The sequence below is a fragment of the Pseudomonas sp. LP_7_YM genome, from assembly GCF_004364435.1.
Classification (GTDB): Bacteria; Pseudomonadota; Gammaproteobacteria; order Pseudomonadales; family Pseudomonadaceae; genus Aquipseudomonas.
Genome location: NZ_SOCT01000018.1, coordinates 13,820 through 34,076, shown reverse-complemented (window position 1 = coordinate 34,076; position 20,257 = coordinate 13,820). Strand labels below are relative to the sequence as shown.

32 protein-coding genes are annotated in these 20,257 nt (G+C 54.1%); 31 read left to right on the top strand and 1 reads right to left on the bottom strand.

Annotated features, from left to right (window positions below; translation table 11 throughout):
• Positions 1–6 precede the first annotated feature (6 nt).
• The 27 genes from rplD (at position 7) to bfr (ending at position 13,401) form a co-directional block, all read left to right on the top strand.
• The gene (gene rplD / locus EC915_RS23515) at positions 7–609 is read left to right on the top strand and encodes a 50S ribosomal protein L4 (RefSeq protein WP_037017717.1); all 603 of its coding nucleotides are present in this window, start codon (positions 7–9) and stop codon (positions 607–609) included.
• On the top strand, positions 606–905 hold the full coding sequence (gene rplW, locus EC915_RS23510; RefSeq protein ID WP_008374165.1) for a 50S ribosomal protein L23: 300 nt from the start codon (positions 606–608) through the stop codon (positions 903–905). Before rplD ends, rplW begins: the two co-directional genes overlap by 4 nt.
• A 14-nt stretch (positions 906–919) precedes the next feature.
• Positions 920–1,744: a 50S ribosomal protein L2 gene (rplB, locus tag EC915_RS23505; protein WP_003317104.1), complete on the top strand. Its 825-nt coding sequence runs from the start codon at positions 920–922 to the stop codon at positions 1,742–1,744.
• Positions 1,745–1,760: 16 nt separating this feature from the next.
• The gene (gene rpsS, locus EC915_RS23500; RefSeq protein ID WP_002555486.1) at positions 1,761–2,036 is read left to right on the top strand and encodes a 30S ribosomal protein S19; all 276 of its coding nucleotides are present in this window, start codon (positions 1,761–1,763) and stop codon (positions 2,034–2,036) included.
• Between the two features lie 13 nt (positions 2,037–2,049).
• Positions 2,050–2,382, top strand: coding sequence for a 50S ribosomal protein L22 (gene rplV, locus EC915_RS23495; protein ID WP_003210077.1), 333 nt, complete (start codon positions 2,050–2,052; stop codon positions 2,380–2,382).
• A 13-nt stretch (positions 2,383–2,395) separates the two neighbouring features.
• Positions 2,396–3,082 (top strand): 30S ribosomal protein S3, encoded by a 687-nt coding sequence (rpsC, locus tag EC915_RS23490; protein WP_008065719.1) that lies wholly within the window; start codon positions 2,396–2,398, stop codon positions 3,080–3,082.
• 12 nt (positions 3,083–3,094) lie between these two features.
• Positions 3,095–3,508 (top strand): 50S ribosomal protein L16, encoded by a 414-nt coding sequence (rplP, locus tag EC915_RS23485; RefSeq protein WP_016779178.1) that lies wholly within the window; start codon positions 3,095–3,097, stop codon positions 3,506–3,508.
• Positions 3,508–3,699, top strand: coding sequence for a 50S ribosomal protein L29 (rpmC, locus tag EC915_RS23480; protein ID WP_002555481.1), 192 nt, complete (start codon positions 3,508–3,510; stop codon positions 3,697–3,699). Before rplP ends, rpmC begins: the two co-directional genes overlap by 1 nt.
• A 2-nt stretch (positions 3,700–3,701) precedes the next feature.
• Positions 3,702–3,968 (top strand): 30S ribosomal protein S17, encoded by a 267-nt coding sequence (gene rpsQ, locus EC915_RS23475; RefSeq protein ID WP_003176419.1) that lies wholly within the window; start codon positions 3,702–3,704, stop codon positions 3,966–3,968.
• 23 nt (positions 3,969–3,991) lie between these two features.
• A complete protein-coding gene (gene rplN / locus EC915_RS23470; protein WP_133752886.1) occupies positions 3,992–4,360 on the top strand; it encodes a 50S ribosomal protein L14 in 369 nt (122 codons plus the stop codon).
• A gap of 11 nt (positions 4,361–4,371) precedes the next feature.
• Positions 4,372–4,686, top strand: coding sequence for a 50S ribosomal protein L24 (rplX, locus tag EC915_RS23465; protein ID WP_133752885.1), 315 nt, complete (start codon positions 4,372–4,374; stop codon positions 4,684–4,686).
• A gap of 20 nt (positions 4,687–4,706) precedes the next feature.
• Complete coding sequence (gene rplE / locus EC915_RS23460; protein WP_133752884.1) at positions 4,707–5,246, top strand: 50S ribosomal protein L5; 540 nt, start codon at positions 4,707–4,709, stop codon at positions 5,244–5,246.
• Positions 5,247–5,259: 13 nt separating this feature from the next.
• On the top strand, positions 5,260–5,565 hold the full coding sequence (rpsN, locus tag EC915_RS23455) for a 30S ribosomal protein S14 (RefSeq protein ID WP_133752883.1): 306 nt from the start codon (positions 5,260–5,262) through the stop codon (positions 5,563–5,565).
• Positions 5,566–5,778: 213 nt separating this feature from the next.
• Positions 5,779–6,171, top strand: a complete 393-nt coding sequence (gene rpsH, locus EC915_RS23450) for a 30S ribosomal protein S8 (protein ID WP_133752882.1) — start codon at positions 5,779–5,781, stop codon at positions 6,169–6,171.
• Positions 6,172–6,184: 13 nt separating this feature from the next.
• Entirely contained in the window at positions 6,185–6,718 is a 534-nt protein-coding gene (gene rplF / locus EC915_RS23445) for a 50S ribosomal protein L6 (RefSeq protein WP_062384491.1), read from the top strand.
• A 10-nt stretch (positions 6,719–6,728) separates the two neighbouring features.
• Positions 6,729–7,079 (top strand): 50S ribosomal protein L18, encoded by a 351-nt coding sequence (gene rplR / locus EC915_RS23440; protein ID WP_037017727.1) that lies wholly within the window; start codon positions 6,729–6,731, stop codon positions 7,077–7,079.
• 3 nt (positions 7,080–7,082) lie between these two features.
• A complete protein-coding gene (rpsE, locus tag EC915_RS23435) occupies positions 7,083–7,583 on the top strand; it encodes a 30S ribosomal protein S5 (protein ID WP_081569209.1) in 501 nt (166 codons plus the stop codon).
• A 2-nt stretch (positions 7,584–7,585) separates the two neighbouring features.
• Complete coding sequence (gene rpmD, locus EC915_RS23430; protein WP_028621547.1) at positions 7,586–7,762, top strand: 50S ribosomal protein L30; 177 nt, start codon at positions 7,586–7,588, stop codon at positions 7,760–7,762.
• A gap of 3 nt (positions 7,763–7,765) precedes the next feature.
• Complete coding sequence (gene rplO / locus EC915_RS23425) at positions 7,766–8,197, top strand: 50S ribosomal protein L15 (RefSeq protein WP_037017733.1); 432 nt, start codon at positions 7,766–7,768, stop codon at positions 8,195–8,197.
• Entirely contained in the window at positions 8,198–9,529 is a 1,332-nt protein-coding gene (gene secY / locus EC915_RS23420) for a preprotein translocase subunit SecY (RefSeq protein ID WP_133752881.1), read from the top strand.
• Positions 9,530–9,557: 28 nt separating this feature from the next.
• On the top strand, positions 9,558–9,674 hold the full coding sequence (gene rpmJ / locus EC915_RS23415) for a 50S ribosomal protein L36 (protein WP_002555468.1): 117 nt from the start codon (positions 9,558–9,560) through the stop codon (positions 9,672–9,674).
• A gap of 131 nt (positions 9,675–9,805) precedes the next feature.
• The gene (gene rpsM / locus EC915_RS23410) at positions 9,806–10,162 is read left to right on the top strand and encodes a 30S ribosomal protein S13 (protein WP_133752880.1); all 357 of its coding nucleotides are present in this window, start codon (positions 9,806–9,808) and stop codon (positions 10,160–10,162) included.
• Between the two features lie 30 nt (positions 10,163–10,192).
• Positions 10,193–10,582: a 30S ribosomal protein S11 gene (gene rpsK / locus EC915_RS23405; protein ID WP_002555466.1), complete on the top strand. Its 390-nt coding sequence runs from the start codon at positions 10,193–10,195 to the stop codon at positions 10,580–10,582.
• A gap of 18 nt (positions 10,583–10,600) precedes the next feature.
• On the top strand, positions 10,601–11,221 hold the full coding sequence (gene rpsD / locus EC915_RS23400) for a 30S ribosomal protein S4 (protein WP_002555465.1): 621 nt from the start codon (positions 10,601–10,603) through the stop codon (positions 11,219–11,221).
• Positions 11,222–11,243: 22 nt separating this feature from the next.
• A complete protein-coding gene (gene rpoA / locus EC915_RS23395; protein WP_007970428.1) occupies positions 11,244–12,245 on the top strand; it encodes a DNA-directed RNA polymerase subunit alpha in 1,002 nt (333 codons plus the stop codon).
• 42 nt (positions 12,246–12,287) lie between these two features.
• Entirely contained in the window at positions 12,288–12,674 is a 387-nt protein-coding gene (rplQ, locus tag EC915_RS23390) for a 50S ribosomal protein L17 (RefSeq protein WP_133752879.1), read from the top strand.
• Positions 12,675–12,936: 262 nt separating this feature from the next.
• A complete protein-coding gene (gene bfr / locus EC915_RS23385; protein WP_133752878.1) occupies positions 12,937–13,401 on the top strand; it encodes a bacterioferritin in 465 nt (154 codons plus the stop codon).
• 63 nt (positions 13,402–13,464) lie between these two features.
• On the opposite strand, the gene uvrA is transcribed toward bfr, so the two are convergent.
• Positions 13,465–16,299 (bottom strand): excinuclease ABC subunit UvrA, encoded by a 2,835-nt coding sequence (uvrA, locus tag EC915_RS23380; RefSeq protein ID WP_133752877.1) that lies wholly within the window; start codon positions 16,297–16,299, stop codon positions 13,465–13,467.
• 188 nt (positions 16,300–16,487) lie between these two features.
• Here uvrA and EC915_RS23375 point away from each other — a divergent pair, with 188 nt between their 5' ends.
• From EC915_RS23375 to EC915_RS23360, 4 genes are all read left to right on the top strand, one after another.
• Entirely contained in the window at positions 16,488–17,882 is a 1,395-nt protein-coding gene (locus tag EC915_RS23375; RefSeq protein ID WP_133752876.1) for an MFS transporter, read from the top strand.
• A 9-nt stretch (positions 17,883–17,891) separates the two neighbouring features.
• Positions 17,892–18,425 carry a single-stranded DNA-binding protein gene (locus EC915_RS23370; RefSeq protein WP_133752875.1) on the top strand — a complete coding sequence of 178 codons (534 nt, stop codon included), beginning with the start codon at positions 17,892–17,894 and terminating at the stop codon, positions 18,423–18,425.
• A gap of 513 nt (positions 18,426–18,938) precedes the next feature.
• Positions 18,939–19,277, top strand: coding sequence for a multidrug efflux SMR transporter (locus EC915_RS23365; RefSeq protein WP_166651067.1), 339 nt, complete (start codon positions 18,939–18,941; stop codon positions 19,275–19,277).
• Positions 19,274–20,161: a DMT family transporter gene (locus EC915_RS23360; RefSeq protein ID WP_133752873.1), complete on the top strand. Its 888-nt coding sequence runs from the start codon at positions 19,274–19,276 to the stop codon at positions 20,159–20,161. Before EC915_RS23365 ends, EC915_RS23360 begins: the two co-directional genes overlap by 4 nt.
• Positions 20,162–20,257 lie beyond the last annotated feature (96 nt).

Sequence of the window (20,257 nt, the reverse complement as noted above, 5' to 3'; positions counted from 1 at the left end):
GCTGACATGCAATTAAATGTAAATGACGCTCAAGCGATCGAAGTTTCCGAACTGACATTTGGCGGCGAATTCAACGAGACGCTGGTTCACCAGGCAGTCGTGGCCTACATGGCTGGCGGTCGTCAGGGCAGCAAGCAGCAAAAGACCCGTTCCGACGTTTCCGGTGGCGGTAAGCGCCCGTGGCGTCAAAAGGGTACTGGCCGTGCTCGTGCCGGTACTATCCGTAGCCCAATCTGGCGCGGCGGCGGTACCACTTTCGCAGCACGTCCTCAGGACCATTCTCAGAAGCTCAACAAGAAGATGTACCGCGCAGCACTGCGCTCCATCCTTGCTGAACTGGTTCGTACTGATCGTCTGGTCGTGGTTCAGGATTTCGCTGTTGAATCGCCGAAAACCAAAGATCTGCTGGGCAAACTGAACGACATGAGCCTGACCGACGTTTTGATCGTGTCGGACGCTGTTGATCAGAACCTGTACCTGGCTGCTCGCAACCTGCCACACGTCGATGTACGTGATGTGCAAGGTTCCGATCCAGTTAGTCTGATCGCATACGACAAAGTGTTGATCACTGTGTCGGCCGTGAAGAAATTCGAGGAGCTGCTGGGATGAACCAGGAACGCGTATTTAAAGTTCTGCTTGGCCCGCATGTTTCCGAGAAGGCTACGGTTCTGGCAGACAAGAAAGGTCAGTTCGTTTTCAAGGTTGCTACTGATGCAACCAAGCTGGAAATCAAGAAGGCCGTCGAAAGCCTGTTCAGCGTGAAAGTAGAGCGCGTGACTACCCTGAATGTTCTGGGTAAGACCAAACGCACTGCTCGCGGTCTGGGCAAGCGTAATGACTGGAAGAAGGCGGTTATCTCCCTTCAGCCAGGCCAAGATCTCGATTTCAGCAGCAGTGCTGAGTAAGGAAGGGGTGCATCATGGCAATCGTTAAATGCAAACCGACTTCCCCTGGCCGCCGTTTTGTGGTCAAGGTGGTCAACCAGGAGCTGCATAAAGGCGCTCCTCACGCACCGCTGCTCGAGAAAAAATCGAAGTCTGGTGGTCGTAATAACAATGGCCGTATTACCACGCGTCACATCGGTGGTGGTCATAAGCAGCATTATCGTCTGGTCGATTTCCGTCGCAATGACAAAGATGGCATCGCTGCCACTGTCGAGCGTATTGAATACGATCCAAACCGTACTGCTCACATCGCACTGCTGCTGTACGCAGACGGCGAGCGTCGCTACATCATCGCCCCTAAAGGCGTAAGTGCTGGCGACCAGCTGATCGCAGGCGCACTGGCACCAATCAAGCCAGGTAATGCTCTGCAACTGCGCAACATTCCAGTGGGTTCTACCGTACACGGCATCGAGTTGAAGCCGGGTAAAGGTGCTCAGATCGCTCGTTCTGCTGGTGCTTCGGCTCAACTGATCGCCCGTGAAGGCGTCTACGTGACCTTGCGTCTGCGTTCCGGTGAAATGCGTAAAGTGCTGTCGGAATGCCGTGCAACGTTAGGTGAAGTCTCGAACTCCGAGCACAGCCTGCGTTCGCTGGGTAAAGCTGGTGCCAAACGCTGGCGTGGCGTTCGCCCAACCGTTCGTGGTGTTGCCATGAACCCGGTTGACCACCCACATGGTGGTGGTGAAGGTCGTACCTCTGGTGGTCGTCATCCGGTATCGCCGTGGGGCTTCCCGACTAAGGGCGCGAAGACTCGTGGTAATAAGCGTACCGACAAAATGATCGTCCGTCGTCGCAAGTAAATAGAGGGATACGACAGTGCCACGTTCTCTGAAAAAAGGTCCTTTTATTGATCTTCACCTACTGAAGAAGATCGAAGTGGCGGCGGAAAAGAACGATCGCAAACCAGTTAAGACCTGGTCGCGCCGTTCTATGATCCTGCCACAAATGGTCGGTTTGACCATCGCTGTGCATAACGGTCGTCAACATGTTCCTGTTCTCGTGAACGAAGACATGGTCGGCCACAAACTAGGCGAGTTTGCCGGTACCCGCACTTATCGTGGGCACGTGGCAGACAAGAAAGCCAAGCGTTAAGGGGTAAGGAACGATGGAAGTAGCCGCTAAGTTGTCGGGCGCTCGAATCTCCGCCCAGAAAGCCCGCTTGGTCGCCGACCAGATCCGCGGGAAGAAGGTGGGCGAAGCGCTCAACCTGTTGGCTTTCAGCAGTAAGAAAGCCGCCGAGATCATTAAGAAAGTGCTGGAGTCGGCCGTAGCCAACGCCGAGCATAACGAAGGCGCAGACGTTGATGACCTTAAGGTCTCCACCGTTTTCGTCAACGAAGGGCGTTCGCTGAAGCGCATCATGCCACGTGCCAAAGGCCGTGCTGATCGCATCGTCAAGCGGTCTTGCCATATCACTGTCAAGGTTGCTGACAAGTAACGGAGTCGAAGAGATGGGTCAGAAAGTACATCCCATTGGCATTCGCCTGGGAATCGTCAAGGAGCACACCTCCGTCTGGTACGCAGACGGTCGGACTTATGCGGACTATTTGCTCGCAGATCTGAAGGTGCGTGAGTATCTCCAAGACAAACTAAAAAGCGCGTCCGTTAGCCGTATCGATATCCATCGTCCGGCTCAAACTGCACGCATCACCATCCACACCGCTCGTCCAGGTATCGTTATCGGGAAGAAAGGTGAAGATGTTGAGAAACTGCGTCAGGACCTGACCAAGCAAATGGGTGTGCCTGTGCACATCAATATCGAAGAGATCCGCAAGCCGGAACTTGACGGTATGCTGGTTGCTCAGAGCGTAGCTCAGCAGCTGGAGCGTCGTGTGATGTTCCGTCGCGCTATGAAGCGTGCCGTACAGAATGCCATGCGCATTGGTGCCAAAGGCATCAAAATCCAAGTGAGCGGTCGTCTCGGCGGTGCTGAAATCGCACGTACTGAATGGTATCGCGAGGGTCGTGTGCCATTGCACACCCTGCGTGCCGACATCGACTATGCCAACTACGAAGCTCACACCACTTACGGTGTGATCGGTGTAAAGGTTTGGATCTTCAAAGGCGAAGTAATTGGTGGTCGCCAAGAAGAACTGAAACCACAAGCACCAGCGCCTCGTAAAAAAGCTGCTAAGTAAGGGGTACGCCAAATGTTGCAACCAAAGCGTACGAAGTTCCGCAAGCAGATGACTGGTCACAACCGTGGCCTGGCACTGCGCGGTAGCAAAGTCAGCTTCGGCGAATATGCGCTGAAGTCTGTTGCTCGTGGTCGTCTCACCGCTCGTCAGATCGAGTCAGCGCGTCGTGCACTGACCCGTCACGTAAAACGTGGCGGCAAGATCTGGATCCGTGTATTCCCGGACAAGCCTATCTCCAAAAAGCCCCTCGAAGTTCGTATGGGTAAAGGTAAGGGTAACGTGGAGTACTGGGTTGCCCAGATTCAGCCAGGCAAAGTCCTGTATGAAATCGAGGGTGTTACTGAAGAGTTGGCGCGTGAGGCTTTCGCCCTGGCTGCTGCAAAGCTGCCGCTCGCCACCTCCTTTGTTAAGCGGACGGTGATGTGATGAAAGCGAATGAACTTCGTGAAAAATCAGCACAGCAACTGAACGAGCAACTGCTCGGCTTGCTGCGCGACCAGTTCAATCTGCGTATGCAGAAAGCAACTGGCCAGTTGGGGCAGTCTCACCTGCTCTCGCAAGTCAAGCGTGACATCGCTCGCGTGAAGACTGTGCTCAACCAGCAGGCAGGTAAGTGATCATGGCTGAAGCCGAAAAAACCGTCCGCACGCTGACTGGCCGCGTTGTCAGCGACAAAATGGACAAGACCATCACCGTTCTGATTGAGCGTCGCGTAAAGCACCCAATCTACGGTAAATACGTTAAGCGTTCGACTAAGCTGCACGCGCACGACGAAACCAACCAATGTCACATTGGCGACAAGGTCACGATTCGTGAAACTCGTCCGCTGGCCAAGACCAAGTCTTGGGCGTTGGTTGATGTTCTCGAACGCGCTGTGGAAGTCTAAGGACTAGGGGTCGGAGAAATTATATGATTCAGACTCAATCCATGCTCGATGTGGCCGATAACAGCGGCGCTCGCCGCGTTATGTGCATCAAGGTGCTTGGTGGCTCTCATCGTCGTTACGCTGGTATCGGTGACATCATCAAAGTAACCGTCAAGGAAGCAATTCCTCGCGGCAAGGTGAAAAAAGGCCAGGTGATGACTGCTGTTGTAGTCCGCACTCGCCATGGTGTTCGTCGTCAAGACGGCTCCATTATCCGCTTCGATGGCAACGCTGCTGTTCTGTTGAACAACAAGCAGGAGCCGATTGGCACCCGTATCTTTGGGCCAGTGACCCGTGAACTTCGTACTGAGAAGTTCATGAAGATCGTCTCGCTCGCCCCAGAAGTGCTGTAAGGAGATCCGACATGCAAAAGATTCGTCGTGACGACGAGATCATCGTGATCGCCGGCAAAGACAAAGGTAAGCGCGGTAAGGTGCTCAAGGTGCTCGCTGACGACCGTCTGGTCGTTGGTGGGATCAACCTGGTGAAGCGCCATACCAAGCCTAACCCGATGTCGGGCGTACAAGGCGGTATCGTCGAGAAAGAAGCGCCATTGCACGCTTCGAACGTCGCCATTTTCAACGGCGCGACCAACAAGGCTGACCGCGTTGGTTTCAAAGTTGAAGAAGGCAAAAAAATTCGTGTCTTCAAGTCGACCCAAAAAGCGGTTGATGCTTGAACACTGCTAGGTAGAAGACCATGGCACGACTAAAAGAGATTTACTGGAAAGAAATCGCACCGAAACTTAAGGAAGAACTTAAGCTTTCGAACGTGATGGAAGTTCCACGCGTTACAAAGATCACCCTGAACATGGGTCTGGGCGAAGCGATCGGGGACAAAAAGGTCATCGAACACGCTGTTGCTGACCTGGAAAAGATCACCGGTCAAAAAGTCATCGTGACTTACGCTCGGAAATCCATTGCTGGCTTTAAAGTCCGTGAAGGTTGGCCGATCGGCGTCAAGGTCACTTTGCGCCGCGAACGTATGTATGAGTTTCTGGATCGTCTGCTTTCGATCTCCCTGCCACGGGTTCGCGACTTTCGTGGCCTGAATGCCAAGTCCTTTGATGGTCGTGGCAACTACAGCATGGGCGTAAAAGAGCAGATCATTTTCCCGGAAATCGATTACGACAAGATCGATGCTCTGCGCGGTCTGGACATTACCCTGACCACCACTGCTCGTACGGACGAAGAAGGTCGCGCATTGCTGCGTGCCTTCAAGTTCCCGTTCCGCAACTGATTGGAGTAGGACCATGGCCAAGAAGAGCATGAAAAACCGTGAGCTGAAACGTCAGCTTACCGTTGCCAAGTACGCCACCAAGCGTGCGGCACTGAAAGTTATCATCGTTGATCTGAACGCAAGTCCAGAAGCACGCTGGGAGGCGACAGTTGCGCTGCAGAAGCAACCACGTGACGCAAGCGCTTCGCGCATGCGTAACCGTTGCCGCCTGACTGGTCGTCCGCACGGCGTTTACCGCAAATTCGGCTTGGGCCGTAACATGCTGCGTCAAGCTGCAATGCGTGGTGACGTTCCAGGGCTGGTGAAAGCCAGCTGGTAAGCCGTATTTCTCGTATCATGCCGGTCTGAGTCTTCGGAAACTGGCCGGGGTGCGACCTGAATTCGAATCAAGCCCCTTTTGGGGCTTGATTCGTTTCTGGCGTACGTCTAGAATTGCCGGCTCGCCAGAGCCCGCGTCTTAGCGTGCCCATGTTTTTGTGGCGACAAGCAGTAGCCGTAAGGCTAATTATTTTGTATTAGGAGCGTCTAGCCCATGAGTATGCAGGACCCGTTAGCGGACATGCTAACTCGTATCCGTAATGCCCAGATGGCCGAAAAGCCCGTCGTAAGCATGCCATCTTCCACTTTGAAGGTGGCTGTAGCTAAAGTCCTGAAAGACGAAGGCTACATTGCGGGTTATCAGATCAGCAGTGAAACCAAGCCCTCGCTGTCTATCGAGCTGAAATACTTCGAAGGCCGTCCGGTCATTGAAGAAGTCAAGCGCGTTAGTCGTCCAGGCCTGCGTCAGTACAAGTCCGTCGATGATTTGCCAAAAGTTCGTGGCGGTCTCGGTGTGTCTATCGTCTCCACCAGTAAAGGTGTGATGACGGATCGTGCTGCGCGCGCTGCCGGTGTCGGCGGCGAAGTGCTTTGCACAGTGTTCTAAGGGGGGGGTAAGCATGTCACGCGTAGCTAAGAACCCCGTTAAGTTGCCAGCAGGCGTCGAAGTAAAACTCGTCGGCCAGCAGCTTTCGGTGAAGGGTGCCAAGGGCACTCTAGACCTGAACATTCATTCGTCCGTTGAAATTGTTGAAGAAGCTGGTGAGCTGCGTTTTTCTGCTCGCAATGGCGATCAGCAAACTCGCGCAATGGCCGGTACCACTCGTGCGTTGGTAAACAACATGGTCCAGGGCGTAAGCCAAGGTTTCGAGCGTAAGCTCCAGCTGGTCGGTGTTGGTTACAAAGCGCAAGCAAAAGGCACGGTTCTTAACCTGGCCCTTGGCTTCTCGCATCCAGTGGACTACGAATTGCCAGCAGGCATCACCGCTGAGACCCCCAACCAAACCGATATCTTGATCCGAGGTATCGATAAGCAGTTGGTTGGTCAAGTGGCCGCCGAGATCCGCGACTTCCGCCGTCCAGAGCCTTATAAAGGCAAGGGCGTGCGTTACGCGGACGAAGTCGTCCGTCGTAAAGAAGCCAAGAAGAAGTAGGGCATAGCAAATGACCGTCAAAAAAGTTACCCGACTGCGTCGCGCTCGCAAAGCACGCCTGAAAATGCACGAACTCGAAGTCGTGCGTCTCTGCGTGTACCGCTCTTCGCAGCACATTTATGCCCAGGTCATTTCGGCCGACGGCAGCAAGGTCTTGGCAAACGCCTCGACTTTGGACAAAGAACTGCGTGATGGCGCCACTGGCAACATCGACGCGGCCACTAAAGTTGGCCAGCTGATCGCTGAGCGTGCGAAAGCCGCTGGTGTATCGCAAGTGGCTTTTGATCGTTCTGGCTTCAAGTACCACGGTCGCGTCAAGGCGCTGGCTGATGCTGCTCGTGAAGGCGGGCTGGAGTTCTAAGTTATGTCAAATAACGACCAAAAACGCGACGAAGGCTACATCGAGAAGCTGGTTCAAGTTAATCGCGTAGCAAAAACCGTAAAAGGCGGCCGTATCTTCACTTTCACCGCGTTGACCGTGGTTGGTGATGGTAAAGGCCGTGTTGGCTTCGGCCGTGGCAAGTCACGTGAAGTGCCTGCTGCGATCCAGAAGGCAATGGAAGCTGCCCGCCGCAATATGATCCAGGTTGATCTGAACGGCACCACGCTGCAGTACGCTATCAAGTCCGCTCACGGCGCTTCGAAGGTATACATGCAGCCTGCTTCTGAAGGTACTGGCATCATCGCTGGCGGCGCAATGCGCGCTGTCCTAGAGGTTGCTGGTGTTCAGAACGTTCTGGCCAAGTGCTACGGTTCAACGAACCCGGTCAACGTTGTTCATGCAACGTTCAAAGGTCTGAAAACCATGCAGTCCCCTGAGTCGATTGCCGCCAAGCGCGGCTTGAACGTTCAGGAGATCTTCTGATCATGGCTACCGTTAAAGTTACGCTGATCAAAAGCATGACCGGCCGCATCCCTAACCACAAATTGTGCGTTAAGGGTCTGGGTCTGCGTCGCATCGGTCACACTGTAGAAGTCGTTGATACCCCGGAAAACCGTGGGATGATCAACAAGGCTTACTACATGCTGCGAGTCGAGGGTTAATCGATGAAACTCAATGATCTGAGTCCTGCGCCGGGTTCCCGTCGCGAGAAGCATCGTCCGGGCCGTGGTATCGGTAGTGGTTTGGGCAAGACCGGTGGTCGCGGCCATAAAGGTCAAACCTCCCGCTCCGGTGGCACCATTGCTCCGGGCTTTGAAGGCGGCCAACAACCGTTGCATCGTCGTCTGCCTAAGTTCGGCTTCGTCTCTTTGAAAGCTATGGATCGTGCAGAAGTTCGCACCTCCGAGCTGGCTAAAGTGGAAGGCGTTGTAACTGTGCAGTCCCTGAAGGATGCAAATGTGATCAACCAAAACGTACAGCGCGTGAAAATCATGCTGTCCGGTGAGGTTACTCGCGCGGTCACCCTTAAAGGTATCGCAGCCACCAAAGGTGCGCGTGCGGCTATCGAAGCAGCTGGCGGCAAGTTCGAGGAATAAATGGCTAAGCAAGGTGCTCTCTCAGCGCTCAGCAAAAGCGGCGGGTTATCCGAGCTCTGGGCTCGTCTGCGTTTTCTGTTCCTGGCGATTATCGTCTATCGGATCGGTGCGCATATCCCAGTTCCAGGTATCAACCCTGACCGGTTAGCTGACCTGTTTCGACAGAATGAGGGGACCATTCTTAGCTTGTTCAACATGTTTTCCGGTGGTGCGCTGGAGCGCATGAGCATCTTTGCACTGGGGATCATGCCGTACATATCGGCATCGATCATCATGCAGCTCATGACCGCAGTCAGCCCACAGCTGGAGCAGTTGAAGAAGGAAGGTGAGGCTGGTCGTCGCAAGATCAGCCAGTACACCCGCTATGGCACCGTCGTCCTGGCCCTGGTTCAAGCTATTGGCATGTCCATTGGTTTGGCCGGTCAGGGCGTTGCTTTCTCTGCTGATATCGGCTTCCACTTTGTGGCAGTCACCACCTTTGTGGCTGGTGCGCTGTTCATGATGTGGCTGGGCGAGCAGATCACAGAGCGCGGTGTTGGTAACGGTATCTCGATGTTGATTTTTTCGGGTATCGTCGCCGGTCTTCCGAGAGCGATTGGGCAGTCCTTCGAGTCTGCACGTCAGGGCGATATCAACATTTTCGCTCTGGTAGCTATCGGTTTGCTGGCAGTAGCGATCATCGGTTTTGTGGTGTTCATTGAGCGTGGTCAACGTCGTATCGCCGTTCACTACGCCAAGCGTCAGCAGGGCCGCAAGGTCTTCGCTGCGCAGACCAGCCACTTACCTTTGAAAGTGAACATGGCTGGCGTAATCCCGGCCATTTTTGCTAGCAGCATCTTGCTGTTTCCGGCGTCGCTGGGTGCCTGGTTTGGTCAGTCTGAAGGTATGGGCTGGTTGCAGGACATCTCGCAGTCGATCGCTCCTGGTCAGCCGTTGAATATTCTGCTGTTTAGTGCAGGGATTATTTTCTTCTGCTTCTTCTATACGGCGTTGATGTTCAATCCGAAAGATGTAGCGGAAAACCTGAAGAAGTCCGGTGCCTTTATTCCGGGTATCCGACCTGGTGAGCAATCTGCGCGCTATATTGATGGCGTTTTGACTCGGCTGACCATGTTTGGTGCTCTTTATATGATGGCCGTGTGCCTGTTGCCCCAGTTCCTGGTGGTTGCTGCAAACGTGCCGTTCTACCTTGGCGGGACCTCGTTGCTGATCGTGGTTGTGGTTGTGATGGACTTTATGTCCCAAGTGCAATCTCACCTCGTTTCGCACCAGTATGAATCCCTGATGAAGAAAGCCAACCTGAAGGGCTACGGCAGCAGCATGCTGCGCTGAAGCACCCATAAGGTTCGAGGAGTTGGTGATGAAAGTTCGTGCATCGGTGAAAAAGCTATGCCGTAACTGCAAGATTATTCGCCGCGAAGGTGTTGTTCGAGTAATTTGCAGCGCGGAACCACGTCACAAACAGCGCCAAGGCTGAGTGTGATCTGTGCTAAAAACCCAGCAGCTAGTGCGCTGCTGGGTTGATTATTTGTTATTACAGCGATATTATCTCGCGCCCTATTTCTTGGCTTCCGGGGCGTAGGTAGCTGTCAATTGGAGTCCCACTGAATGGCCCGTATTGCAGGCGTTAACATTCCAGATAACAAGCATACTGTTATCTCGCTGACCTATATCTATGGTGTTGGTCGCACGACTGCACAGAAAATCTGTGCTACCACCGGGGTCAACCCGGGGGTGAAGATCAAAGATCTGAGCGATGAGCAGATTGAACAGCTGCGTGGCGAAGTCGCGAAGTTCACCACTGAAGGTGACCTGCGTCGCGAAATCAACATGAAAATCAAGCGCTTGATGGACCTCGGTTGCTACCGCGGTCTGCGTCATCGTCGCGGTCTTCCAGTGCGCGGTCAGCGTACCAAGACCAACGCGCGTACCCGTAAAGGTCCGCGTAAGCCGATCCGCAAGTAATCGCCCCAGCGAATCGACAGGAATTAAATCATGGCAAAACCTGCTGCTCGTCCTCGTAAAAAAGTTAAAAAGACAGTGGTTGATGGCATCGCTCACATCCATGCTTCTTTTAACAACACCATCGTGACCATTACCGACCGTCAAGGCAACGCTCTTTCCTGGGCTACCTCCGGTGGTTCGGGTTTCCGCGGTTCCCGTAAGTCCACCCCGTTTGCTGCTCAAGTAGCTGCTGAGCGTGCTGGTCAAGCTGCGCTGGAATACGGCCTGAAAAACCTCGACGTTAACGTCAAGGGTCCAGGTCCAGGTCGTGAATCCGCTGTCCGTGCTTTGAACGGCTGTGGCTACAAGATCGCCAGCATCACCGACGTGACGCCAATCCCGCATAACGGGTGCCGTCCGCCGAAGAAGCGCCGCGTGTAATCCAGGAGATTGTAAAGAATGGCTCGTTACATTGGTCCAAAATGCAAACTCGCTCGTCGCGAAGGCACCGATCTCTTCCTGAAGAGCGGCGTGCGCGCGATCGAATCGAAGTGCAACATTGAAGCAGCACCTGGTATCCACGGCCAACGCCGCGGTCGCCAGTCCGACTACGGTACTCAGCTTCGTGAGAAGCAAAAAGTCCGTCGTATATATGGCGTTCTCGAGCGTCAGTTCAGCGGTTACTACAAAGAAGCTGCCGGCAAGAAAGGCGCTACTGGTGAGAACCTGCTGCAGTTGCTCGAATGCCGTCTGGACAACGTTGTATACCGTATGGGCTTCGGTTCCACGCGTGCCGAATCGCGTCAGCTGGTATCGCACAAGTCGGTAAGCGTAAACGGCAAAACCGTTAACGTTCCGTCCTACCAGGTTCGTGCTGGTGATGTGGTCGCTATTCGCGAAAAAGCAAAGAACCAGCTGCGTATCGTCCAGGCTCTCGATCTGTGTGCCCAACGTGGCCGCGTAGAATGGGTAGAAGTAGACACTGAGAAAAAATCTGGCGTTTTCAAGAACGTTCCAGCTCGCAGTGATCTGTCCGCCGACATCAACGAAAGCCTGATTGTCGAGCTCTACTCCAAGTAAGGGCTAGAAAATAGGTGCATCCATGCAGATTTCGGTAAATGAGTTCCTGACACCCCGTCACATTGACGTGCAGGTTGTCAGTCCAACCCGCGCCAAAATCACTCTCGAGCCTCTCGAGCGTGGTTTCGGCCATACCCTGGGCAACGCGCTGCGCCGCATCCTGTTGTCCTCCATGCCCGGCTGTGCAGTAGTCGAGGCCGAGATTGACGGTGTACTCCATGAGTACAGCGCCATCGAAGGTGTACAGGAAGACGTCATTGAAATCCTGTTGAACCTTAAAGGTCTTGCTATCAAGCTGCACGGTCGAGACGAAGTTACGCTGACCTTGTCGAAGAAGGGTTCGGGGGTGGTTACCGCTGCCGATATTCAGCTGGATCATGATGTCGAGATCGTTAACCCCGATCACGTAATCGCTAACCTGGCGTCTAACGGCGCCCTGAACATGAAGCTCGTTGTAGCTCGTGGTCGCGGTTATGAGCCAGCAGACTCGCGTCAGAGCGACGAAGACGAAAGCCGCAGCATTGGTCGTTTGCAGCTCGATTCTTCGTTCAGTCCGGTTCGTCGTATCGCATACGTGGTTGAAAACGCCCGTGTCGAACAGCGTACCAACCTGGACAAACTGGTTATTGATCTGGAAACCAACGGTACTCTTGATCCTGAAGAGGCTATTCGTCGTGCGGCAACCATTCTGCAACAGCAGTTGGCTGCGTTCGTCGACCTCAAAGGTGACAGTGAGCCCGTTGTAGTCGAACAGGAAGACGAGATCGATCCGATCCTGCTTCGTCCGGTTGACGATTTGGAGCTGACCGTACGTTCGGCCAACTGCCTTAAGGCGGAGAACATTTATTACATCGGTGATCTGATCCAGCGCACCGAAGTAGAACTGTTGAAGACTCCGAACCTGGGCAAGAAATCCTTGACTGAAATCAAGGACGTTCTGGCTTCTCGTGGTCTCTCCCTCGGCATGCGCCTCGACAACTGGCCGCCTGCAAGTCTTAAGAAGGACGACAAGGCGACTGCCTGATCGTCGTAATCACCGAACGTTGTGTTTGGTAAGGAATGAACCATGCGTCATCGTAAAAGTGGACGTCACCTGAGCCGTACCAGCTCTCACCGCAAGGCTATGTTCCAGAACATGGCGGTGTCGCTGTTCGAGCACGAGCTGATCAAAACTACCCTGCCGAAAGCCAAGGAACTGCGCCGCGTTGCCGAGCCGCTGATCACCTTGGCCAAGATCGACAGCGTTGCTAACCGTCGTCTGGCTTTCGACCGTACTCGTTCGAAAGAAATGGTCGGCAAGCTGTTTAATGATCTGGGCAAGCGCTATGCAACCCGTGAGGGTGGCTACCTGCGTATCCTGAAGTGCGGCTTCCGCGCTGGCGACAACGCGCCTATGGCGTACGTCGAGTTGGTCGATCGTCCTGTCAGTGGCTCTGTAGAAGCCGCTGAGTAAGACATCAGTCTTCACAAAGAACCGGGCCTAGTGCCCGGTTTTTTGTGCCTGTAACTTTTGGCGGAACACAACGCGTTATCAGGTACTCCGCATGATTATTGCGCTAATTCTTAGTGATAAAGAGAACCCTCCTCATTTACAGCGTTTTTCGGCACATAATGTAAGAGAATCGTGCTGTTTCTCGTCTTTTCTGTCTTTTAGGCGGTGATCTTCTTCAGATGTTGGTTCAAACTACCCGCTTTCAAGAAGGAGATTTACGGTTATGCAAGGCCACCCGGACGTCATCGATTACCTCAACACGCTGCTGACCGGCGAACTGGCTGCGCGCGACCAGTATTTCGTTCATTCGCGCATGTATGAAGATTGGGGTTTCAGCAAACTCTATGAGCGTATCAACCATGAGATGGAAGAAGAGGCGCAACACGCAGATGCGTTAATGCGTCGAATTCTTCTGCTTGAAGGTACGCCACGTATGCGGCCAGACGACCTTGATGTCGGTACCACGGTTCCTGGGATGCTCGCCAGCGACCTTCGCCTGGAGTACAAGGTCCGTGCCGCGCTTTGCAAAGGTATTGCCCTTTGCGAGCAACACAAGGATTACATCAGTCGCGATATTTTGCGCCTGCAACTGGCCGACACTGAGGAAGACCATACCTATTGGCTCGAAAAGCAGGTTGGCCTGATCAAATCCATTGGTTTGCAGAACTACCTCCAATCACAGCTCTGATTTCGCTCCAATAAAAAGCCCCTGCCACGGTAACCGTGGCAGGGGCTTTTTACATTCTGTGAATCAAGCGCGATCACGCTCCAAAAGCGGTTTGAGGTAGTGGCCGGTGTAGGACTGCTTCATATCGGCGACCTGCTCAGGAGTGCCGGTTGCAATGATCTGCCCACCTTTTGAGCCACCTTCAGGGCCAAGATCCACCAGCCAGTCTGCGGTCTTGATCACATCAAGGTTATGCTCGATCACCACTACTGTATTGCCGTGATCGCGCAGGCGATGCAGAACGTCCAGCAGTTGCTGAATATCCGCAAAGTGCAGACCGGTCGTGGGTTCGTCCAAGATGTACAGCGTCTTGCCGGTATCGCGCTTTGACAGCTCGCGGGAGAGTTTCACCCGTTGCGCTTCGCCCCCTGACAACGTCGTGGCTGACTGCCCGAGTTTGATATAGGACAGGCCTACATCCATCAGGGTTTGCAGCTTGCGCGCTAGCGCAGGAACGGCATCGAAGAAAGCGCGTGCCTCTTCAATGGTCATCTCCAGGACTTCGTGGACGCTTTTACCCTTGTACTTGATCTCAAGGGTTTCACGGTTGTAGCGCTTGCTCTTGCAGACGTCACATGGGACGTAGATATCCGGCAGAAAGTGCATCTCTACCTTGATCAGGCCATCGCCCTGACACGCCTCGCAACGACCCCCTTTGACATTAAAAGAGAAGCGCCCCGGACCATAGCCACGAGAGCGCGATTCAGGCACGCCAGCGAACAATTCACGGATCGGTGTGAACAGCCCCGTATAAGTCGCTGGATTGGAGCGCGGAGTTCGACCAATGGGGCTCTGATCGATATCGACTACTTTATCCAGATGCTGCAGACCGTCAATGCTGTCGTGCGTTGCAGCTTCCAGCGTGGTTGCTCCGTTGAGTGCCGTGGCGCTGAGCGGGAACAATGTGTTGTTGATCAGTGTTGATTTACCCGAGCCGGAAACCCCCGTTACGCAGGTCAGCAACCCGATCGGGATTTCCAGATCGACGTTACGCAGATTGTTGCCGCGCGCGCCTTTGAGTTTAAGAGATAGCTTCTTGTTGCGCGGGGTACGTTTAGCCGGTACTTCGATTTTCACTCGACCGGATAGATATTTGCCGGTCAGCGAATCAGGGTGGTCCATGACCTCTTGCGGAGTACCTTCAGCAACGATGCTGCCGCCGTGCACGCCGGCACCGGGACCGATGTCCACAACGTAGTCTGCCAGGCGAATCGCGTCCTCGTCGTGCTCGACGACGATCACCGTATTCCCGATATCGCGCAGGTGGCGGAGGGTGTCCAGCAGTCGATCGTTGTCACGTTGATGCAAGCCAATGGACGGTTCGTCAAGGATATACATCACCCCAACCAGGCCCGCGCCGATCTGGCTTGCGAGACGGATACGCTGGGCTTCACCGCCAGACAGGGTGTCTGCACTGCGGTCCAGCGTCAGGTAGTCCAGGCCAACGTTAACCAGGAACTGCAGGCGCTCACGGATCTCCTTGAGGATCTTGTCCGCGATTTCGCCGCGGCGCCCAGTGAGTTTCAGTTCGCCGAAATACTCCGTAGCATCACCGATAGGCAGATTAGTCACAGCCGGCAGCGTTTTCTCGCCCACCCACACGTGTCGTGCTTCGCGACGCAGGCGGGTGCCACGGCAATCAGGGCAGGGCTGAGTGCTCAGGAATTTGGCCAGTTCTTCACGTACCGTGGTTGATTCGGTCTCGCGGTAGCGGCGCTCTAGGTTCGGAACGATTCCTTCGAAAGGATGCGCGCGCTTGACGATGTCGCCACGGTCGTTCAGATAACGGAAATCGACGTTCTGACTGCCGCTGCCGTTGAGCAGGATTTTCTGCTGCTCGGCGGGCAATTGCTTGAAAGGCACTTCAAGACCGAACCCGTAGTGCTTCGCCAGCGAGCCCAGCATCTGGAAGTAATAAACGTTGCGCCGGTCCCAGCCACGTATGGCACCTTCGGCCAGCGTAAGCTCACCGTTAACCAGTCGTTTGATGTCGAAGAACTGCTTTACGCCCAGGCCGTCGCACGTCGGGCATGCGCCTGCCGGGTTGTTGAACGAAAACAGCTTGGGTTCCAGCTCGCTGATGGCGTGACCACAGATAGGGCAAGCAAAGCGCGCGGAGAAGATCATTTCTTCGCCCGGCTCGTCATCCATCGGAGCCACCAGTGCAATGCCATCGGCCAGTTTCAATGCCGTCTCAAAAGACTCAGCCAGACGCTGCTGCAGGTCGGAGCGCACTTTGAAGCGGTCCACAACCACGTCGATGGAGTGCTTTTTCTGCTTATCCAGCTTCGGCAGCTCGTCGAGTTCGCACAGCTTGCCGTTGACGCGCGCACGTACGAAGCCTTGCGCACGCAGTTCTTCGAACACGGCCAGATGCTCGCCCTTGCGCTCACGGATGACAGGGGCGAGCAGCATCAGCTTGCTACCCTCAGGTTCGGCGAGCACCAGATCGACCATCTGACTGACGGTCTGCGCTTCCAGGGGAATATCGTGATCAGGGCAACGTGGCTGGCCTACTCGCGCGTACAAGAGGCGCAGGTAGTCGTAGATCTCGGTGATGGTCCCCACCGTCGAACGCGGGTTGTGGGATGTCGATTTTTGCTCAATGGAAATCGCCGGCGACAGGCCTTCGATGGTATCCACGTCGGGCTTTTCCATCATCGACAAGAACTGACGTGCATAGGCTGACAGCGATTCGACGTAGCGGCGCTGCCCTTCGGCGTACAGCGTGTCGAATGCCAGCGATGATTTGCCGGAACCGGAGAGCCCTGTTATGACGATCAGCTTGTCGCGTGGCAGGGTAAGGTCGATGTTTTTCAGGTTGTGGGTTCGAGCCCCACGAATCAGGATCTTGTCCAAGGTGGCCTCGCACGGCGGGCGTCAAAACGCAGAAGTATACGGCCAAATACTGGATGGATGCACACTATTGAGAAGCGCTCTGCCTCATCTGTGAAAAAGAAATTTCTCGCGATGCGCGGCAAAGCGTCGTATGTGCTGTACATCGATGGGACTGGTAGAATCGCCGCCGGTTCACATGAGGTTCTTCCATGTACGATTCTCACAGCGAGCGCATGAGTGGCAGTGAAACCCGCGCCGCGGGCGGTCTGGCGCTGGTGTTCGCATTCCGGATGCTTGGTATGTTCATGGTTCTGCCGGTACTGGCTACCTACGGCATGGATCTGGCGGGCGCGAGCCCGGCACTTATCGGTCTGGCAATCGGTGCCTACGGCTTGACCCAGGCCGTGCTGCAGATTCCATTCGGCATCATTTCCGACCGTATCGGTCGTCGTCCGGTCATTTACCTGGGATTGGTGGTGTTTGCGCTCGGCAGCGTGCTGGCTGCGCAGTCGACATCGATCTGGGGCGTGATCGCCGGGCGGACTCTGCAGGGCGCTGGCGCTATTTCGGCGGCGGTCATGGCATTGCTGTCTGACCTTACGCGCGAACAGCACCGCACCAAAGCCATGGCGATGATTGGCATGACCATTGGTGTGTCGTTCGCCATTGCCATGGTGGTCGGCCCCATTCTCACCAGCGCGTTCGGCTTGTCGGGCCTGTTCCTGGCCACCGGAGCCATGGCACTGATTGGCATCGTTATCGTCGCTTTTGTGGTGCCCAAGTCGACGGTGACTCTGCAGCACCGCGAATCGGGGCTCGCGCGCCAAGCGCTGGGAGCGACGCTTCGCCATCCTGATCTGCTGCGCCTGGATTTGGGTATCTTTGCGTTGCACGCGATGCTGATGTCCAGTTTCGTGGCGTTGCCGTTGGCTCTGGTCGAAAAAGCCGGCTTGCCCAAGGAGCAACACTGGTGGGTCTACCTGACAGCGCTGCTGATCTCTTTCTTCGCGATGATCCCTTTCATCATTTACGGCGAGAAGAAGCGGCAGATGAAGCGGATATTGTTAGGGGCCGTGTTGGTGCTGATGCTCACTGAGCTATTCTTCTGGGAGTTCGGCAACACGCTTCGGGCGCTGGTAATTGGCACGGTGGTCTTTTTTACAGCATTCAATCTACTGGAGGCCTCTCTGCCTTCGCTGATCAGCAAGGTGTCTCCGGCAGGCGGTAAAGGCACGGCGATGGGGATCTACTCCACCAGCCAGTTCCTTGGCTCTGCGGCTGGCGGCATCCTGGGTGGCTGGCTGTTTCAGCATGGAGGCCTGAGCGTCGTCTTCCTCGGCGGGGCCGGGCTGGCCGCACTCTGGCTCGCATTTGCTGTTACCATGCGCGAACCTCCGTACGTGACCAGCCTTCGCTTACCGTTGTCGCCCGATGCTCAACGCGACCTTGGCCTGGCTGATCGTGTGTTGGCCGTACGTGGAGTAACAGACGCAGTTGTGGTGGCCGATGAAGCGGCTATCTATATCAAATTTGACAAAGAACTGTTGGATCGGGCGTCTTTCGACGAAGTGGTCAATCCAGCGTCGGAAACGTGTGAAGCCTAGGAGAACGTTATGGCCCGTGGGGTTAACAAAGTCATATTGGTCGGAACATGTGGCCAGGATCCCGAAGTTCGCTACTTGCCTAACGGTAACGCTGTGACCAATCTGAGTCTGGCGACGAGCGAACAGTGGACCGACAAGCAAACCGGTCAGAAAGTCGAAAAGACCGAATGGCACCGCGTTTCGATGTTCGGCAAGGTCGCAGAGATCGCTGGCGAATACCTGCGTAAAGGTTCGCAGGTCTACATCGAAGGCAAGCTACAAACCCGCGAGTGGGAAAAAGACGGTATCAAGCGTTACACCACTGAAATCGTCGTTGACATGCAGGGCACGATGCAGCTGCTAGGTGGCCGTCCCCAAGGTGACGCTCAACAGGGGCAGGGTGGTGGCGGTTATCAGAACTCCGCACCTCGTCCACAGCAGTCTCGTCCGCAGGCTGCCCCTCAGCCGCAATCTCAGCCGCAGCGTGAGTCGCGCCCCGCTCCGCAGCCAGCTCCTCAGCCAGCGCCTGATTTCGACAGTTTCGATGACGATATTCCGTTCTAGAATGGACGTTCGATTAAAACGTAAAGATTCACTATTAAAGCCCTGATGAGTCAGGGCTTTTTTATTACACGCCAGTTGTGCTTGACGGCCTCAGAAAGAGCTACTCAGTTACCTTGACAGGATTATGGTGTTTGAGGGTGGGTATGCTGCGCGCGCAACGGTTTGTGATGAAATCAGGTGAGCGCTATGTTTCGTGGATTGATGAGCGCACCCGACTCCCGCATTACGCCTCAAATCTGACATCGACTGGGCAGCGCGCTGCGCTTCTACGGAGTTCCTGTGCTCACACGAAGTAGACGCCTGCGGGACTTCATGTCGGTGCTGAGTGTCGGGAGGCAGCAATACAAGACAAAAGTTCAATATATTTAATTGGAGTGTTGTATAACCAAAAGATCTAAAAAAAGATGGGCAAAATGTTGCCGTTTACGGATTGATTGGCTAATTTTGGTTGCAGGTACCGCTACAAACAACCTTTTCTCAATGCTCGGTATAAGCATTGTGGCAGGAGTTGTTATGATAGTAGCGTCCTCACCTTGGCTAATGATTATCCTGAGTTCTGCAGCTGAACTCGGCGGTACGATGGCCCTAAAATACTCACATGGTTTTTCTAAACTTACCCCCTCGCTGCTGACAATCTTTTTCTACACGGCTGCCATTTACTTAATGAGTATTGCCGCAAAATCAATCGATATCAGTACTGTTTATGCTGTGTGGGCATCTGGAAGTGCCGTCTTAGTTTGTTTAGGTGGGAATATTCTGTTTGCCGAATCGCTTACAACTTATAAAATATTAGGGATTTTGTTTTCCATGTCAGGTATTTTTCTTCTTAACAAAGGAGGAAATATCGAATGAACGCAAAATATTGGGCTCTTGCGCTTGTACTTATAACCGCTCTCTGGGGATGGTCATTCGTCGCTATCCATATAGCATTGCAGGAGGTAACTGCTCCTTCCTTCAATGCGCTCAGGTTCATTACTGGCGCAGTTGTCATGCTTCCCTTTGTGTATGCTCGGTTAGTGAGTACATCCCTATCTGATTATCTCCAGGCGGGGGCTGTTGGGGTTGCACTTTTTTGCGCATTTGCATTTCAAACAAGTGGTATTAAATATACAACGGCTTCCAATGCTAGTTTTATTACAGGCCTTGCCATAGTTTTTACGCCGATATTTTCTCTCCTGATTTTGAAAGCCAGGCCAACCTTTAGCCAGGCTTTAGGAGGCGCTATTGCTACAACGGGACTGGGTATGCTGACGCTTCGAGGTCTGGAAATTCATGTGGGTGATTTGTTGGTGCTGGTATGCGCAATATTTACAGCTCTGCACATCATTGTCTTGTCTGAAGTTAGCAAAAAAGTAGAGGCGGCAGTTTTGGCTTTTGTTCAAATCGCGGTCGTAGGCGTGCTCTCTTTATTATGGTCCGTCATGGACGGAGGCTTCCAGATTCCTGCTTCTGGATCAGTCATGTCCGCCGTACTCATCATCGGCGTCATAGGCACGGCGGCCGCTTATTTCATTCAAACGAAGGCGCAGATAGCCTCGCCACCAGCAAGAATTGCTCTGATTCTAGTGTTGGAACCAGTGTTTGGTGGGGTTTTTGGGTACTTTCTAGGAGGTGACAGGCTAGGAGTAGTAAATCTCGTAGGTGCATGCCTGATAGTCGCGGGAATGGTAGTAACAGAGTTTGAAGCTGAAGCCGTAAGAAAATGGCGTATTCGCACTATGAAGTTAAAAAACTAATCATAATGGATCTCGGAGAGCTTTATGTCTGCTAATCAAGCACTGCCAGGCGAAAGCAAATTACCTTCCGCCTCTGAACTCTTTTTGATTGTGAAC